This window comes from Amycolatopsis sp. lyj-108 (genome assembly GCF_046549005.1).
Lineage (GTDB): Bacteria > Actinomycetota > Actinomycetes > Mycobacteriales > Pseudonocardiaceae > Amycolatopsis.
The window spans coordinates 54,755-70,983 of sequence record NZ_JAJPWQ010000005.1; the positions used below are offsets into that span (position 1 = coordinate 54,755).

The 16,229-nt window shown below is 71.2% G+C and carries 12 protein-coding genes; 6 read left to right on the forward strand and 6 right to left on the reverse strand.

Annotation, left to right across the window (positions count from 1 at the left end; translation table 11 throughout):
- Positions 1 to 22: 22 nt before the first annotated feature.
- From ACLJO0_RS19680 to ACLJO0_RS19695, 4 genes are read left to right on the forward strand one after another with little or no spacing between them, the layout of a single operon-like run.
- Positions 23 to 2,155 carry a fibronectin type III domain-containing protein gene (locus ACLJO0_RS19680; protein ID WP_410579945.1) on the forward strand — a complete coding sequence of 711 codons (2,133 nt, stop codon included), beginning with the start codon at positions 23 to 25 and terminating at the stop codon, positions 2,153 to 2,155.
- Positions 2,152 to 3,105 carry an AAA family ATPase gene (locus tag ACLJO0_RS19685; protein WP_125786723.1) on the forward strand — a complete coding sequence of 318 codons (954 nt, stop codon included), beginning with the start codon at positions 2,152 to 2,154 and terminating at the stop codon, positions 3,103 to 3,105. The genes ACLJO0_RS19680 and ACLJO0_RS19685 overlap by 4 nt, the downstream gene beginning before the upstream one ends.
- A 2-nt stretch (positions 3,106 to 3,107) precedes the next feature.
- Positions 3,108 to 4,235, forward strand: coding sequence for a DUF58 domain-containing protein (locus tag ACLJO0_RS19690; protein WP_410579946.1), 1,128 nt, complete (start codon positions 3,108 to 3,110; stop codon positions 4,233 to 4,235).
- Positions 4,232 to 6,403 (forward strand): DUF3488 and DUF4129 domain-containing transglutaminase family protein, encoded by a 2,172-nt coding sequence (locus tag ACLJO0_RS19695; RefSeq protein ID WP_410579947.1) that lies wholly within the window; start codon positions 4,232 to 4,234, stop codon positions 6,401 to 6,403. Before ACLJO0_RS19690 ends, ACLJO0_RS19695 begins: the two co-directional genes overlap by 4 nt.
- Before the next feature lie 136 nt (positions 6,404 to 6,539).
- On the opposite strand, the gene ACLJO0_RS19700 is transcribed toward ACLJO0_RS19695, so the two are convergent.
- Positions 6,540 to 7,958: a serine/threonine protein kinase gene (locus ACLJO0_RS19700; protein WP_410579948.1), complete on the reverse strand. Its 1,419-nt coding sequence runs from the start codon at positions 7,956 to 7,958 to the stop codon at positions 6,540 to 6,542.
- Between the two features lie 102 nt (positions 7,959 to 8,060).
- Here ACLJO0_RS19700 and eccD point away from each other — a divergent pair, with 102 nt between their 5' ends.
- Together eccD and eccB are read left to right on the forward strand one after the other, a co-directional pair.
- Positions 8,061 to 9,437, forward strand: a complete 1,377-nt coding sequence (eccD, locus tag ACLJO0_RS19705; protein WP_410579949.1) for a type VII secretion integral membrane protein EccD — start codon at positions 8,061 to 8,063, stop codon at positions 9,435 to 9,437.
- Between the two features lie 4 nt (positions 9,438 to 9,441).
- The gene (eccB, locus tag ACLJO0_RS19710; RefSeq protein ID WP_410579950.1) at positions 9,442 to 10,875 is read left to right on the forward strand and encodes a type VII secretion protein EccB; all 1,434 of its coding nucleotides are present in this window, start codon (positions 9,442 to 9,444) and stop codon (positions 10,873 to 10,875) included.
- Positions 10,876 to 11,297: 422 nt separating this feature from the next.
- On the opposite strand, the gene mycP is transcribed toward eccB, so the two are convergent.
- From mycP to ACLJO0_RS19735, 5 genes are all read right to left on the reverse strand, one after another.
- A complete protein-coding gene (gene mycP, locus ACLJO0_RS19715) occupies positions 11,298 to 12,584 on the reverse strand; it encodes a type VII secretion-associated serine protease mycosin (protein ID WP_410579951.1) in 1,287 nt (428 codons plus the stop codon).
- A gap of 130 nt (positions 12,585 to 12,714) precedes the next feature.
- Positions 12,715 to 13,941 (reverse strand): hypothetical protein, encoded by a 1,227-nt coding sequence (locus ACLJO0_RS19720; RefSeq protein ID WP_410579952.1) that lies wholly within the window; start codon positions 13,939 to 13,941, stop codon positions 12,715 to 12,717.
- 10 nt (positions 13,942 to 13,951) lie between these two features.
- Positions 13,952 to 14,386, reverse strand: a complete 435-nt coding sequence (locus tag ACLJO0_RS19725) for a hypothetical protein (protein ID WP_410579953.1) — start codon at positions 14,384 to 14,386, stop codon at positions 13,952 to 13,954.
- Positions 14,387 to 14,396: 10 nt separating this feature from the next.
- Positions 14,397 to 15,770 (reverse strand): hypothetical protein, encoded by a 1,374-nt coding sequence (locus ACLJO0_RS19730; protein ID WP_410579954.1) that lies wholly within the window; start codon positions 15,768 to 15,770, stop codon positions 14,397 to 14,399.
- Positions 15,771 to 15,811: 41 nt separating this feature from the next.
- Positions 15,812 to 16,186: a hypothetical protein gene (locus ACLJO0_RS19735; RefSeq protein WP_410579955.1), complete on the reverse strand. Its 375-nt coding sequence runs from the start codon at positions 16,184 to 16,186 to the stop codon at positions 15,812 to 15,814.
- Positions 16,187 to 16,229 lie beyond the last annotated feature (43 nt).

The following is a 16,229-nucleotide window of genomic DNA, read 5'->3' on the forward strand; positions in this document are numbered from 1 at the left end:
GGTCGCTCTCTAGCTTGATCGCGTGAACACCGACGAGCGCGGCACGAAGCGGTTCAGCGTGGTGGCCAGAACGAGGATGGCCGTGGCGCTGGTGGTCGCGGGCTGCCTGGCGCTGGTCGGCCTGGCCGTCACCGGACAGGCGTCGACCCCGGAACGGCTGGAGTTCGTCCAGGTCGGCCACTGGGTCTACAACGACGCCGCCCAATCCGCGTTCCACGTCGACGGCTCGACGAACCGGGTCGACGCGCGCGCGGACGTGCCCGGCGCCGCGAACGGCAGCCAGGTCGTGCAGGGCGACGACTCCGGTTACGTGGTCGAGCGGAACCGCATCACGCAGTTCGACAAGGCGACGCTGAGCGTCGAGGAGTCCACGCCGCCGCCCGCGCCGGAAACCCCGTTCGTGATGGAGATCGCGGGCGGTCCGTACCTGGTCTACCGCAACGCCGGCCAGATCGTGCGGCTCGGTGACCCGGCCGCGACAGTGCCCGCAGGGGGGCCACTGTCCCGGCCGGTCGCGATGAACGACGGCACGGTGTGGGCGCATCGCGTCGACAACGGCTCGATCTGCGAGCTGCCCAAGGGCGCCGCCGTCATGACCTGCCCCGCGCGGCTCCCGCCAGGGCACGGCGGCGGGCTGACCCTGGTCGGCGACCGGCCGGTCGTGCTCGACACCACCGGCGACAGCCTCCACCGCGTCGGCCTGGACGGCCTCGGCGAAGCCCTTCCCCTCGGCATCAAGCTCTCGCCGTCGGCGCAGGTCGCCAACAGCGCCGTCGGCGACCGGCTGGCCATCGCCGACCCGGAGCGCAACCAGCTGCACCTCATCGACATCAGCGGACTCGACCAGGACCGCCCCTCCGCGAAGCCGATTTCGGTCGAGCTGACCAAGGGCAGCCGGTTCAACGGCCCGCTCTCCTCGTCGAACGTCGTCGCCATGGTCGACGAGACCCGCGGGGAGGTGCTGACCTACGACGTCGCCGGCAAGCTCAAGTCCACCGCGAAGGTGCCTGGCCAGGGAACGGCACCGAGGCTCGCCAAGGGTGAGGACAACCGGATCTACGTCGACAGTTCCGACGGCTCGCACGTGCTGGTCGTCAACGGCGACGACGGCTCGGTGGTCGACGTCGACGTCGACAAGGCGGCCAACAGCCAGACCGCGGGCGCGCCGTCGGCCGAACCGGAACCGTCCGGCGACCAGCCCCCGCCGCAGCAGGAACAGCGGCAGCAGGCACCTCCGAACACCCAGCAGGCACCCCCGCCGGTGGCGAAGGCGACTGCGCCCGGGGCGCCGAGGAAGGTGAGCGCGTCGTCCGGGGACGGCTCGATCAAGGTCTCGTGGAGCCCGGCCGCGGACAACGGCGCGCGGATCACCGGCTACCGGCTGACCTGGACCGGCGGTTCCACCCGGGTCGGCGGATCGTCACGAGGGACCACGATTTCCGGGCTGCGCAACGGAACCCCGTACGTGATCACCGTGATCGCGGAGAACTCGGCGGGGATCGGGCCGGGCGTCAGCGCCAAGGTGGTCACTCCGGGACCCGCGAACCGGCCCGCCGGGGCACCGGTCATCACCGCGAACGCCACCGCGGCCGGGAAGGTGTCGGTCAGCTGGACCCAGCCCGACCTGCGCGGCGGCACACTGGTGCACTACCTGGTGAGCATGACGGGCAAGGGCGAGCGCACGGTCACGGCGAGGTCCGCGGAATTCACCGGCGTCACCGGTGCCGCGACCGTCACGGTCCGCGCGGTCACGAAGTTCGGTTCCGGAGCCAACCTCACCGGGGCCACCGGCAGCAGGAAGGTCACGGTGCCGGTCGTCTCGGGACCGCCGACGATCACGATCACCCAGGTGCGGGGCCAGGGCAGCACGCTGTACGTCTCCGTCAACGCGAACGGAAAGGGTGCTCCGGCGACCTGCACGGCGGAGTTCTTCACCGAGACGAAGCCGGTGCCTTGTTCCGGGGCCACGACACTGACCATCTCCGAGGTCACCTGGATAGGGTCGATCACGATCACCGCCACCATCAGGACCTCCGCGGGCACCGCCACGGACTCCTGGCGAGGGGTACCCCCGGTGTCCGGTGGCGCACTGTTCTGGCTCGGCCCGCTGGCACTGGTCGGCTTGCGCCGACGGAAGGAAAAGGAAGTTCTGTGACGCTCACACCCAGGGTCGCCTTCGAGCAGATCGCCGAGAACGTGCAATCGGTGGTGCGCGGCAAACCGGAGGTCGTCCGGCTCACCGTGGCGGCGCTGTTCGCCGAAGGGCACCTGCTGATGGAGGACGTGCCCGGCGTCGGGAAGACGACGATCGCGCGCTGCCTCGCCGCCAGCATCGGCGGCCGGTGGAACCGCATCCAGTTCACCCCGGACCTGCTCCCCGGCGACATCACCGGCGTGATGGTCTACCACCAGAACAACGAGCGGTTCCAGTTCCACCCCGGCGGGATCTTCGCCAACGTGGTGCTGGCGGACGAGATCAACCGGGGTACGCCGAAGACGCAGGCCGCGCTGCTGGAGGTGATGGCCGAACGCCGCGTCACCGTGGATTCGGTCGGCCAGGCGGTGCCGCGGCCGTTCCTCGTGGTGGCCACGCAGAACCCGATCGAACTGGAGGGCACCTACCGGCTGCCCGAAGCGCAGCTGGACCGGTTCCTCATGCGCATTTCGGTCGGCTACCCGGATCTGGAATCCGAGATGCGCGTGGTGATGGGGGACTGCGCGGGCGTGACACCGGACGAACTGAAGCCGGTGCTGACCATCGCCGACGTCCAGTCCGTCATCGACGAGGTCCGGAAATCCCATCTGGCACCGGAGATCGTCAACTACGCGGTGCGCCTGGCCGCGGCGAGCCGTTCGCATCCGGACGTCCGCTACGGCGCCAGCCCGCGTGGCAGCATCGCGCTGATCCGGGCCGCACAGGGGCTCGCCGCCACCTTCGGCCGCGACTTCGTCACCCCGGACGACGTCAAGGACGTCGCGCATCCGGTGCTCGACCACCGGCTCGTGCTGAGCCCCGACGCGGAACTCAACCAGCGCCGGACCGCCGACATCGTCGACGAACTCCTGGGCGCGACGGCCGCTCCCATGGCCGCGATGGGGAGGTAGGCGTGCGGCTCACCCGCCGCGGCGTCATCGTGCTGGCCTTCGCCGCCGGGTTCTACGCCCTCGGCGAACTGGCCGGGTACACGTTTTTCCGTGCCTTCGCGGGGATCGCGGCGGGCGCGGTGCTGATCGCGTTGGCCACCACCAGATTCCGGCCTCGGGTGGAGATCGGCCGCACCGTCCAGCCGGACAGGGTCGAGCGTGGGAAGCCCGCGCTGGCCTCGCTCGTCGTGCGTAACACCGGCTCGCGGCGGCACGGCGGTTTCGCCGCCGGCGACGGGATCGGGAGCGAAACGCATCGCCTGCGGGTCCGCCCGCTCGCGCCCGGCGCGGAAGCGACGTACCACTACGAACTGCCGACGACGACCCGCGGGAAACTGCGGGTCGGCCCGCTCGTGGTGCACCGGCCCGACCTGTTCGACCTCGCCCGCGGCGACCAGACCGTCGGCGGTACCGCGTGGTTGTGGGTGCATCCGCGACGGCATTCGGTGCGCGCGGCGCAGGCGGGTCATCCACGCCATCATCACGAAGGCCCGATCACCGACCCGCCGTTGCGCGGTTCGGCGGATCTGCGCGCGGTGCGGGAGTACGTCATGGGCGACGAGGTCCGGCATCTGCATTGGAAGGCGACAGCCAGGACCGGACGGCTCATGGTGCGCGAGTACGCCGACCCCGCCCAGCCCCGGTTCACCGCGGTGCTCGACACGCGGCCCGCGTCGATGAGCCCGGCCGTTTTCGAAGAGGCCGTCGAGGTGGCGGCGTCCCTGTTCTACGCGTCGGCGTCGGCGGGACAGCACTGCCGCCTGATCACCGCCGCCGGTGCGGACACGCTGACCGACAGCGGCGTGCGCGCGGCGAGGACGTTGCTGGACGAACTCGCGCTCGTCACCCAGGACGCGGCGGACGACGCGCCGCTGCTGCCCTCGGTGCTGGCGGCCGCCGAACGCCCCGGCGGAGTGCTGGTGGTGATCACCGGTCCGGACGCCGATCTCGGCCACTCGGCCCGCTGGCGGCCCGACACCGTGGTCCGGCTCGGTGACCTCAGGCCGTCCGCGGGGTCCGGCGGCGTGATCATCGCGGTCGACGCCGCCGGTGCGGCCGCCCAATGGAATTCCTTGGTGGGGAAGGCATGAGCGCCGGATTCGACCGGATCGCGGTCGCCGGGCTGCTCGCCGCGACGGGGGTCGCCGGACTGCTGTTCGCGCCCGTGTTCGGCTGGGCGCCGCTGCTCGTCCCGGTGCTCGTGGTCGTCCTCGTCGGCTACGGCTGCGCGGAGCTGACCGCGAAGTTCCCGAAACTCGTGCCCTACCGGCCTTTGCTCGTCGCGCTGTTGGGCCTGCTCGGGTTGATCGAGACGGTGCTGGCTTCGACCACGCTCGCGTTCCTTCCCACGGGCGCCTCTTTGCAAGGGATCGCGCGCGGCTTCACCGAAGGCTGGCAGCTCACCCTCCAGTCCACCTGGCCCGCGCGGCCGATCCCCGAACAGCTGCTGTTCGTCCCGCTGTCGGTGCTGCTCGCCGTGGTACTCGGGCTGGAACTGGTGCTGCGCCTGAAGAAGCCGCTGGTCGCGCTCGTGCCGAGCCTGGCCGTCGCCGGGCTCGCGCAGGCGTACCAGGCGTTGACGGGTGTCGTCGCGGTGGCGGCGGCGCTCGGGTACGCGCTGGCCGCCGGACTCCTGCTGTGGTCGGGTCGCCGCGTCCGGTCCGTGAGCCGGGCACCCGGCGTGCCGCGGTCCTGGCGCGTGACGGGATCGGCGATCTGGCCCGCACTGTCCACTGTGGTCGCACTCGTCGCCGGGGCGGTCGCGTTCGCCGGGCTCGATCCGATCGGCCGTGATCCGTTGACGCTCAAGGACACCCAAGCCGCGCCGCCGCCGCGCGGCAGGCTCGGCAACCCGCTGAACGAGATCGCCCAGCGGCTCGTCCGGCCGGACGAGGAGGTGTTCCGCTACCGCGGTGACACCCCGGTCGAGCAGTGGCGGCTGATCGTGCTGAACGGTTTCGACGGCGTGAACTGGCTGCCCGATTCCCGGTTCCAGCGGCTCGGCGCGGGCCTCGACGGCGCTCCCGGTGGCACGGGTGGCACCGCCGAACTGAAGGTGCGCGGACTCTCGGGGCCTTGGCTCCCGAGTCATCAGGGACTGACCGGTGTGGACGGTGTGACACCGCTGGTGGACCAGTCCGCGGGCACCCTGATGCTGGAGTCGCCGTCGGCTGCTCAAGAACGGAACTACCGGCTCAGCTGGTCTTCGCCCGAGGTCGATCTCGGTTCGGGCGAGGTCGACGCGCGGGCCCCTGGCGGTCTCGGCGGGCTCGGCGCGGTGCCGCCGGACGTCGAGCAGGTGGCCAAGGACGCCGTACGCGGTCTGCGCCCGACGTTCCAGACCGCGTTGCAGCTGGAACGCTTCCTCAGCACGAACTATCAGGTCGCGGCGGGTATCGACGAGCTGCCGACCGGGCACGGCTGGCCGCAGCTGCGGCACTTCCTGCTGGAGAGCAAGCGGGGGACGAGCGAGCAGTTCGCCGCCGCATACGTGGCGCTGGCGCGGATGAACGGCATCCCGGCCAGGCTCGTCGTCGGGTTCCGCGGTCCGGCCGAGACCGACGGCGGGATGCACGTCGTCCGCAACCGCGACGTCCTGGCGTGGCCCGAAGTCGCGGTCGCCGGGGCGGGCTGGGTGGCGCTCGACCCGACCGCCAAGGCGGGCAAGGCCGGGCAAAGTTCGGCAGGCCCCGGCAAAGCGGTCGCCAAGGCGAGGGCGCAACTGCCCGCCGAACAGCAACTGCGGCCGCCTCAGCTCCCGCCGGGCACGCCGTCGGAGAACGCCGAGGACCAGACCGCCGACGCGGGTGCGGGCCGCTGGTGGATCGCCGTCGCCGCCGGGATCATCCTTTTCGGACTCATGTGGCTCTTCGGGGTTCCGGCCGCGAAGGTCTTCCGTGCACGACGGCGACGCCGCCGGTCCGGCGCCGAAGGGGTGCTCGGCGCCTGGGACGAGATCCGCGACCGGTTGCGCGCGCACGGCGTGCCGTTCCGGATCGGGATGACCCCGCGCGACCTCGCCGAATCGGCCGGATCGCTTGCCGGGGAAGGGATCCGCGAGCCGGTCGCGCGGTTGGCCAAGGTGCTGGACGTGACGCTGTGGTCCGGCGTCCCGGTGGGCGACGGCGCCGTCCGGCGGGCATGGCAGGAGGTCGGCGAGGTACGCCGCGGCCTGGCCACCAGACCGTTCGCGGCTCGGGTGCTGGCGGCACTCGAGCCGCGGACCCTGGTGCCGATCAAGTCCCGCGAAGATCGCTGAAGGACCACGCGAGTTCCGCCTTCAATCACGCGAGTTCCGTCTCCAATCACGCCGGTTCGGTACAGGTGAAGTACATGAAGGACCCCTTCCTGTACCTAGGCGCAAGGAAGGGGTCCTTCATGTACTGGCCGGGTCGCTACGGGTTGCAGCGGGCGCCGCGGATCGCGACCGGTTCGGTGGTGTAGATGTGGCGGCCGTCGGTCGCCCTGAGCTGGAAGCAGTACCGGCGCGCCGGGTCGACCGGGACGTCGAGGCTGCGCTGGCGGTGGGCGACGAGCTGTTTCGTCTCGACGCGCTCGCCCGCCATGATCACGACGAAGTCCAGTTCGCCTTCCGCGGTCCAGGTCAGCTGCACGTGATCGCTCTGGTCCTTCGGCGGCGCGAGGGCCAGCTTCACGTCCGGCGCCGGCGCGGAAACCGGTGAGGGCGGTGGGATCGCGGCCGCCACGGGGACGGCCTGCCCGCCGATCTCCGCCGGGCCGAGTACCAGCGGTACCACTGCCAGCCCGGCGGCGAGCGCGCCCGTGCCCGCCAGCGCGACGGTCTTCCAGGGAAGCTTGCGCTCGGTTTTGAGGGGACCGCTGAACTCCCGGATCAGGGTGCGGCCACCCGGCGGCGGCGCCTGCACCACCTGGACCGGCGCCGGAGCCGCGTGGACCGGCGCGGCGACGGGCCGGCGCACCTCGGCGAAGTCGTCGAATTCGACGTCGACGGATTCTTCTTCGCTTGGTACGTCGAAGGATTCCCCGGTGACGACCTCGCCGCCGGGCGAGCGCAGCTTCGTGAACAGCCGTGCCAGCGACGCGACGTCGCGCGGGCGGTCGGCCGGTTCCTTGGCCAGCAGCCGGAGGATCGTCGCGGACAGTTCCCTCGGGACACCCGTCTCCTTGATCGGCGCCACCGGTTCCCGCAGCACCTGGAGGATCCGCTCGCCGGGCTGCTGCCCGGTGTGCCGGGGAAAGGGCGGTGTGCCGGTCAGCGCGGCGTAGAGCACCGCGCCGAGTCCATAAAGGTCGGACGCGGGGGAAAGCGTGTCGTCGCGCAGGGTTTCCGGTGCGGTGTACTCGACCGCGTACATCGGATCGCGCGGGAATCGCCGCCGCAGAGCCACGCCGAAGTCGGCGAGCACGAATTCGCCGGACGCGCGGTACAGCACGTTGTGCGGGTTCACCCCGCCGTGCAGGACGTCTGCTCCGTGCGCCGCGGCGAGTGCCGACGCGATCGCGGCGCCGAGGGCGAGCACGTCGGGAACACCCAGCCGCGCACCGGAATCCAGCAGACCGGCGAGTGAACCGGGACACAGTTCGCGGCGGATGCCGGACCGGCCCGACTGGGTCAGGACGTCGTCGATCTGCAGGACCGAACGCGTCGCCCGTACGGCGGCCAGCGCCTTCCGCTCGCGCTCGAGCCACGCGGAGGTCTCGCGGTCGAAGGCGCCGGGGAACATCTTGACCGCGAAGTCGTTACCCGTGACGGGATCCCGGCCCGCGTAGACGGTGGCGATGGGACCCTGGGCGAGTAGCCGCGGTCCGCCGACGCCTGTCTCGATGCTCATGACCCCATTGTCGCGCAAGAAGACCCGATTCGGCGTACTTTCCCGGCGGCAGGTTCCTGCCGCCGGGGCCCGGCGGCCCGCCCGCTGGCCGACCCTTTTCCCATGCAGACTGCCGGCCTGGTCAGGGTCACCATCACCACTCCGCACCGGCGCATCGACATGGCGCTGCCGGAACACGCGTCCGTCGCCGAAATCCTCCCCGGCCTGCTCGCGCGGGCGGGCGAGGGGATGGCCGACGACGGGGTCGCCGGCGGCGGCTGGCAGTTGCGCCGCGCCGACGGATCCGCCTTCGATCCGGACCGGACGCTGGGCGCGCACCGGGTCCGGGACGGGGAGATCCTCCATCTGACGCCGCGCCGCGCCGAATGGCCGGAGCTCGAGTACGACGACCTGGTGGACGCGATCGCCACCGGATCCGGCGGCCGGGCCTGGGGGCCGCGGCACACGCGCCGGGCGGGGCTGGCGGCCGGTGCCGCGGCCGTCCTGTTCGGGTTGGTCGCGGTGGTGCGCGCGGGACCGCCGTGGACGACGCCGGCGACGTGGGCCCTCGCCGTTTCCGCGCTGCTCCTGACCGCGGGTGTCCTGCTCGCGCGGGCACTGCGTGACGCCGGGGCCGGGGCGGTCGTCGCCGCCGTCGCGCTGCCGTTCGCCTTCGCCGGCGGCGGCCTGCTGCTGGCGGGCGACGACCCGATCGGGGCGCTGTCCGCAGGTCATCTGCTGCTGGCAAGCGCGGCGCTGCTGCTCGCGGCCGTCGTCGGTCATCTCGGGGTGGTCGCCGCGCCGGAACTGTTCACGGGGGCGGCCACCGTCGGGCTGCTCGGGGTGCTCGGCGGCTGGCTGGCCACCTTCGACGATCTGGCAGGCTACCGGTCGGCGGCGGTGATCGGCGGCGGCGTGCTCATGCTCTCGACCACGTTCGCTCCGTTGGCGCTGCGGCTCGGCCGGGTGCCGATGCCGGTGCTGCCGCGGTCGACCGCGGACCTCGTCCGCGACGATCCCCAGCCACCACTCGAACTCGTGCACGCCGCCGTGGCCAGAGCGGACGCGTTGCTCACCGGGATGCTGGGCGGCGCGGCGATCGTCGTCGTGTACTGCCAAGTGCGGCTGATCCGCAGCGACAGCGAGGCCGCGGTCGTCCTCGTCGCCCTGCTCGCGGCCGGTTTTCTGGTGCGGGCACGGTTGTACCCGATCCTGCGGCAGCGGGTGCCGCTACTGGTGACCGGGATCTTCGGCGCCGGATGCCTGCTGGCGGGGCCGCTCATGGCGGATCGTTCGCTGCTGCTCGTCCTCGCCGGTCCGCTGTCCTTGGCGGTGGCCGCGGGCGTGATCGCCTCCGGCGTCGTGCTGAGCACCCGCGCCGCCAACCCGTACCTCGGCAGGATCGCCGAGTACTTCGAGATCCTGGTGACGATCGCCGTCGTCCCGGTGGCGTGTTCGGTGCTCGGCCTGTACGGCTACGTGCGCGGACTGGGGGGCTGAAACCATGGCGTCCAAACGAGATCAACTGCAGGCGTACCAATTCCTGGTGCAACGAGCCATTTCCGCGCTCGTGACCAGGGAGACCGATCCGGAGCAGCCGCCGTTCCGCCGTCCGTCGGGCGCCGCCTTCGCCGGTGTCGCGCTGGCGATCGTGGCGCTGGCCTGCGTCGGGGTCTACGGGATGATCGTGCCCGGCGGCAACAACGCCTGGCGCAAGAACGCAGCCGTCATCGTGGAGAAGGAGAGCGGGACCCGCTACGTCTACCTGGACGAACGGCTGCACCCTGTCGCGAACTACGCGTCCGCGCTGCTGCTGCTCGGCGAACACGGCACCACGGAACGGGTTTCGCGCGATTCGCTCGCCGGAGTCCCGCGAGGGCCCCGCATCGGCATCGCCGACGCACCGGACGGCTTGCCCGGCCCCGGAAAGCTGCTCACCGGATCGTGGTCGCTGTGCTCCGCGCCCGCGAGCGACCTGGCCGGCAGCCGGATCGAGGAATCGGTACTCCTGGCGGGTGCTTCACCTTCGGGTGGCGCGGCACTGGGAGACCAGGCGCTGCTGGTGGAATCGGCGTCGACCGGCGACCGCTTCGTCGTATGGCGCGGGCACCGGCACCGGATCAACGACTACGGCGCCGTCGGCACCGGCCTCGCGCTCACCGCCGAGCCGTGGGCACGGGTCGGGCGGGCGTGGCTCGACGTACTCCCGGAAGGCACGCCGATCGGCCCCCTCCCGGTGGCGGCGGCGGGCGAGGTGTCCACCGCGGTGCCGGGCCGGACCGACATCCGGAACGGGATGCTGCTGATGGTGCAGACCTCCGGCGACGGACAGCAGCACTACCTCGCCGAACGGGACGCCCTGCGGCCCATCACCGAACTGCAGTACGACGTCCAGCGCGCGAGCGCCCAGATGATGGCCGCTTATCCCGGCACGGAGCCGAAAACCGTGCCGCTGCCGCCTTCGCTGGCGACCATGTCCCGGCAACTGGACCCGGTCCAGGCCGAAGCGGGCTCGGCACCCGCCACCCGACCGGCCATCGCGCGCCTGCGCGACCAGGACACCACCGTGTGCGCCACCTTCGGCGACGGCTCCACGGCCCCTTCGCTGACCGTCGATCCCACGCTGCCGCCCGCGGATCCGATGTCGACCACCGCCCGCCGGACCGCGTCCGGGACCCCGCTCGCGGACCGCGTCCACGTGCCGCCCGGCAGCGCGATCGTCGTCGAGGCGATGCCTTCGGCGCAGGCCCCCGCCGGGACGCTGACCGTCGTGACCGACATGGGGCGCCGCTATCCGCTGGCTTCACCCGACGTGCTGAAGATGCTCGGCTACCCGTCGGCGCGTCCGGTGCGGCTTCCGGCCGGCCTGGTCGCGCGGCTGCCCGAAGGCCCGAGCCTCGACCCCGCCGCCGCCCGGCGCCAGACCCTGGGCGGCTGAGGCCCTGAGTGTCCACAAGGGACACTTTCTGTCGGCTGTCGACGGGTAAGGCAAAGTTGAGAGGTTGCGAAAGCCACTTTGGCAACCTTCAACGTTGCGAAAGTGGATTCGCAACGTCGGGTACAGGGTGCGGTAGCGAGGAGGGGCTTTCGCTACGCCTGTGTCATCGCTGAGACCCATGGTCGAGATGCGTCGCGAAAGCCACTTTCGCGACGCCTGAGGTCCCGAAAGTGGCTTTCGCGACACCGGCCACCCCACGGCTGCGAGCGAATCCCTGCGACCCGACACCTTTGCGGTTACCCCTCGATAACCCGAATCGCCACTCACGACCCCCCACGCGCGACTCGCGTGCTTGGAGGCGTAACTCGCGCACCGCGGTGCGGCCACGAAACGCCAGGCGTCGTCGACACCTGGCGGTCCGGTCACTCCCTGGAGAGCAGGAAGATCTGGTCGGGAGGTTCGATGACGGCCGGTTCGGCGGCCACCGCCGCCGCGCGGCCCGGGCGCCAGCCGCGCCTGCGTCCCCGCGGCCGGAGCACCGCCACCAGCAGCGCGAACACGATCGCGACGCCCGCGACGGCGGTGAGCCATTTCGCCACCGTCGCGCTGTTCTCACGGGCCGCGGCCCGATCGAGCTGTCCCTGGTCCGGTGGGGTGGGAACGAGGGCGGGCAGCGCTCCAGGGGGCTCGGTGTCCATGCTGTCGGTCACCGCCCGGTAAGGGTCGACCACGCCGGCCCCGAACGCCGGACTGTGCAGACCGCCGCGTGCCGGGTTCGCGGTCGCCATCAAGCGGCGCGCCACTTCCGGAGCGGTCAGCCGCGGCCAAGCCGACCGGACCAGTGCCGCGGTGCCGGAAACGAACGGCGCGGCGTAGCTGGTGCCATCGGTGTACACGTGCCCGCCCGCCCGCGTCGGAGCCAGCACCTTGGCGCCAGGAGCGACGATGTCCACGTAGCGGCCGATCTGGGAACCGGGCATCAACGCCCCGTCGATGTCGATGGCGCCGACACCGAGGACCCCGTCGTACGCGGCCGGGTAGGACGGAAGTTCGGCGGTCGATTCGCGCTGTGTGTTACCCGCCGCGGCGATCACCAACGCGTCCCTGGACACCGCGTAGGCGACCGCGTCCCGGATGACGGCGAAGTCGTCGTGACCGGCAAGGGAAAGGTTGATCACCCTCGCCCCCTGATCCGTCGCGTAGCGGATGCCGTTGGCCACGACCTGCGGATCGATCCGGAGCGATCCGCCCCGGTCGTCGAAGTCGCGGTCACTGATCCGTACCGGGAGGATCTCCGCGTCCGGGGCCACCCCGTGAAAACCGATACCGGCCGCCGGATCGGCGGCGATGATGCCGGCGACACCGGTGCCGTGCGAAACGCAGTCGAACGCTCCGGGAAGGGAACCCGCCTGATGGAAGTCGCGGCCCGCGCGGACCTTGCCCGGCCTGGCGAGCTGCGGATGATCGGCGTCGACGCCGGAGTCGACCACCGCGACCAGGACCCCGGAACCCTTGCCGTACGGCCACACCCGTTGCGGGCTCAGCAATTGCTGTGCCCACGGTTGTGCTCGTACCGGGGGCCGCGCCGGGTCCGGATCGTGGCAGACGCCGGGCGGCGGCGCCGCGTGCGCCGTCCCCGCGCCGCTGAGGGCCTGAACGGCCGCCGCGGCCATCACGGCGGCGACGGCGGACATCCGGTGTCGTCTCATGAGGCAATCGTCCGGGCGGATACCGCTCGGAGACAGGTTCTTGGCCGCAACCGGCCACCCGAACGACGACGGCCGAGGGCGGCGGGCGTTCCCGGCGCCCGCCATCCCTCGGCCGTCGCCGATCAGCTCATCACGTGGTGTGCCACAACTCCTTGTCGAGGAGCTGTACCGAGGTGGACTCCGATTCGCCGGTGCGCGGGCGTTTCGGTTGCCGGCGGCCGAAAGCCTGATCCCCGCTGCCGGAACGGCCGCGGAGTTCGGCAGGCACGCCCTCGGTTCCCTCGGCCGTCTTCCTCGACGAGCCGGCGCGGCCGGTCGGCTGGTTCGCGGACCCGGGCTGGAGGGTTCCGGGTGGGGAGGCGTGACCGGACGCGGGCGGCATCATCGGTGGTGTGCCGCCACCGGTGGCCGGTTTCGCGGTCGCGCCGGTATTCGTTCCGGCAGCGGTGGGGGCACCTTCGGCGATGCTCTGCGCGGCGGCGCGTTTCGTCACGGCCGCTTTCGACATCGGCACGCCGCCGGCGCCCGTCCCGGCGGCGCCGAGCAGGCCGAGCCCCGAGGCGACCGGCGCGCCGGAGACCGGGGGCAAGCCCCCGCCGGGAAGACCGGCGGGAAGACCGGGGGTGACCGGCGGCAGGGTGGACGTAAGGCCTGCCAGGGACGGGCCGCCGTCCGCGGACCAGCCGGGAATGTTCTGGCCCGGCGCCGACGAATCGAGTCCTGTCGCGCCGCCGGAACCGCCGGAGGTCAGCGACGAGCTGAGGTCCTGAAGCTCCTGCAGCGTCGTCATGCCGGCGGTGGCCGCCTTGAGCACATCGGCCGGTGAGTTGCCCTCCGTGGAGACCTGTTGCGCGGGCAGCACTTCGGCCGGATTCCGCACGCCGGACGCGGCGACCACCTGTCCGATCGACATGTCGAATTCGATGGCGAGCGCGTTCATCGCGGTGGCCGACAACTGCTGGAAGCTCGCCGCGGCCGCGGCGCCGACGCCGAACGGGAGTCCGATCGCCGCGAGGTAGCTGCCGTAGAAACCGGCGACGGCCGAGGCGGTCGCCGGGATCGAGGCGGCGAGCGTGTTCAGCGCCGCGGCGGGCTGCGCCGCGTCGATCCGCTCGCCCCACATCTTCAGCTCGGCAAGGGTCCGCTGTGTCTTCTCCTCCATCGCGCGGCCGTTCTCGTCCGTCCACTGTGGAGAAAGCTCGGCCACTCTGGTGTGCAACTCCACCTGGGCCGCGTCGATCCAGCCGCGCACCTCGGTCCACATCCGCGCCGCGTCGGTGAGCACCGAGATGTTGCCGTTTTCGGCCTTGATCATCTCCACGTGCATCTCGATGGGCAGCATGTTGTAGGGGATCACGGTTCTCTCCTCAGACCGAGTCGGACTGGACGGTGGACGACTGCGCGGCCGAGCCGGTGCCATCGGTGGTACCGGTGGCGGAGTCCGCCTGGTTGAGCGAGCTCGCGGTCTGCTTGAGGACCGACAACCCCTGGTTCGCGACCTTGACCGTCGCGCTCGCCAGTTCCAGCGCGCTGGCCACCTCGGCGGCGGAGTAGGCGCCCGCGGCCGCGCCGACCTTTCCCGAGTAGGTCACCATCTCCTCGGTCATCTTGGTCAGCAGCGCGAGCATGCTCGCGGTCGCCGCCTTGTCCAGCAAGGACATCGCGACGCCCTCGAACAAACCGGCCATGCTGGGCATCGTGCCCAGCCGTTGCATCAGTGACGGTGGCATCGTGGGCGCGGTGAGATGCTGGGAGAACGCACTCATCGCGACGGGATTGCCGTTGATCTCTGTTCCGGGCATGTGCCCCTCCTCAGTGTCCGGAGCGGAATTTCGCCGCGCTGTCCTGTTGGTTCACTTGCCACAGCTCCTCGTCGAGCAGCTGCACCGTGTTGCTCTCCGGGTCCCACTGGCGCTGCGGCGCGGCGGGCGGCGACTTCCGTTTCCCGTTGACCGCCCGTCCGAGCAGCGGCACGCCCGGCGTTCCCGCGGGTTTGCCGCGTTGCCGTCCGACGGGTCGTTCCGCGTCACCGGGTTTGATGCCGCCGTTCTCGCCTTTCCCGGCCCCGTTGTTCGGCATCATCGGCGGCGGCATCCCGCCCGCGCCCGCCGCACCCGCGCCGGAGGCCGAACCGCGGCCCAGTCCGGACACCATCGGCGCGGCACCCGCGTTCAGCCCGGTTCCTGGCATCGAGCCGCCCGGGCCGGGGATCGCTCCGGCACCACCGCCTGCACCGGTTCCACCGCCCACACCGGCGCCGCCCGCACCGGAAAGCCCCGCGGTGTCCGGCATCCCGGCCAGCGAGGGAAGGCCGGACGTGCCGGAGTCGGCGTAACCGGCGTAATCCGCATAGTCGGCGTAGTCGCCCAGTTTCGAGGGGTCGATGCCGGAAAGATCGGGAAGTTGGGGAGTCTCAGTGCCCGATCCGCCGAGCAGCTGCTCGGCCGCCGACAACGCGTCACTCAGCGCGCTGAGGGTTTCCGTGGCGTCTTCCACCGGGTTGGTGGGATTCTGCTCGCTCGGCTGCTCGGGCGTTGTCGGGTCCGGTGTTCCCGGATCCTCCCCGGGAAGGTCGCCGGCGTTCGGCGCACCGGAACCGTTGCCGAGCCCGGGATCCTGGTTGTAGCCCGGTCCAGAGCCGAGCTGGGTCGGTCCGTTCCAAGGACGGCCCCGAGCGGCGAGCATCGCGTGCCCGGTGCGCAGATATTGCTTCGCGACCAGATCCAGCAGCTCACCCACCTTCTCCTGTGCCCTCTTGGATTCCCGCGTTCGCTCGTCGGGGTCGGTCTTGGCGTTGACGATCCCGACCCACATGTTCATGACCGATCGGGTCGCCTCCATCTCGGCCAGCAGCATGCCTATCTGCTGGAAGAGATGGGATTCGTCGATGCTGCCGGTGGACCTTTTCGGCTCGCCCTCCGGCGCCTTTTCCTGTCCTCCCCAGGAACCGAGCCCTTCCTCGGAGACCTCGTCCACCCAGTTGACGAACGACCGGCCCACCTCGTCGTCCCAGGAAGGTCCCCGGATGCTGTTGGTCGCCGCCCGCAGGGTCGCGTGCGTGTCGTCGACCCACATCCGTGCCTGTGCCCACATGTCCTTCGCCGCGGTCAGCGCGGGATAGGTGTTCTGCATCTCCGCTTGGAACATTTTCACTTGCGCGCCGAAATCGACGTCTTTGTAGGTCATCGTTCAAGTCCTGTCGGGGTGTCTTGGGGTGGCATGTCCGGTCACACGAGTGGTCCCGACGGGTTCCCCAGGCCTGGGATGTCCGGCGGTACCACCGCGGGGCCCGTTTCCTCCTTCGGCGGGCGGCTGGTGGTCGCCAGCACCGCCGACTGCGCCGCTTCGCCCGCTGCCCGGTAGGCGTTCGCGCTCTTCCCCGCCATGGCACCGAAGATCTGGACGCCGGGACTTGCCTTCTCCAGAAAAGACTTCAGCGCGTCGGTGATGTACTGATCGGCGCCGGCCAGGGAGGCGCATTCCGGCATGCCACCGCATTCCTTGATCGGCTCCCGATCGATCTTCGGCGCGGCCCTGATCCTCTGCACCTCACTCGCGAAGGATTCCAGCGCCGGAATCCACGCGTCGACCTTGCCACCCATGTACTTCCTCCAGTGCCGTTCCTCGGATATTCGTGTTTTCCCA

Coding starts and splice junctions, on each gene's coding strand:
- ACLJO0_RS19695 (WP_410579947.1), top strand. CDS start 4,232: ATGAGCGCCGGATTCGACCGGATCGCGGTCGCCGGGCTGCTCGCCGCG.
- ACLJO0_RS19700 (WP_410579948.1), bottom strand. CDS start 7,958: ATGAGCATCGAGACAGGCGTCGGCGGACCGCGGCTACTCGCCCAGGGT.
- eccD (WP_410579949.1), top strand. CDS start 8,061: ATGCAGACTGCCGGCCTGGTCAGGGTCACCATCACCACTCCGCACCGG.
- eccB (WP_410579950.1), top strand. CDS start 9,442: ATGGCGTCCAAACGAGATCAACTGCAGGCGTACCAATTCCTGGTGCAA.
- mycP (WP_410579951.1), bottom strand. CDS start 12,584: ATGAGACGACACCGGATGTCCGCCGTCGCCGCCGTGATGGCCGCGGCG.
- ACLJO0_RS19725 (WP_410579953.1), bottom strand. CDS start 14,386: ATGCCCGGAACAGAGATCAACGGCAATCCCGTCGCGATGAGTGCGTTC.
- ACLJO0_RS19730 (WP_410579954.1), bottom strand. CDS start 15,770: ATGACCTACAAAGACGTCGATTTCGGCGCGCAAGTGAAAATGTTCCAA.
- ACLJO0_RS19735 (WP_410579955.1), bottom strand. CDS start 16,186: ATGGGTGGCAAGGTCGACGCGTGGATTCCGGCGCTGGAATCCTTCGCG.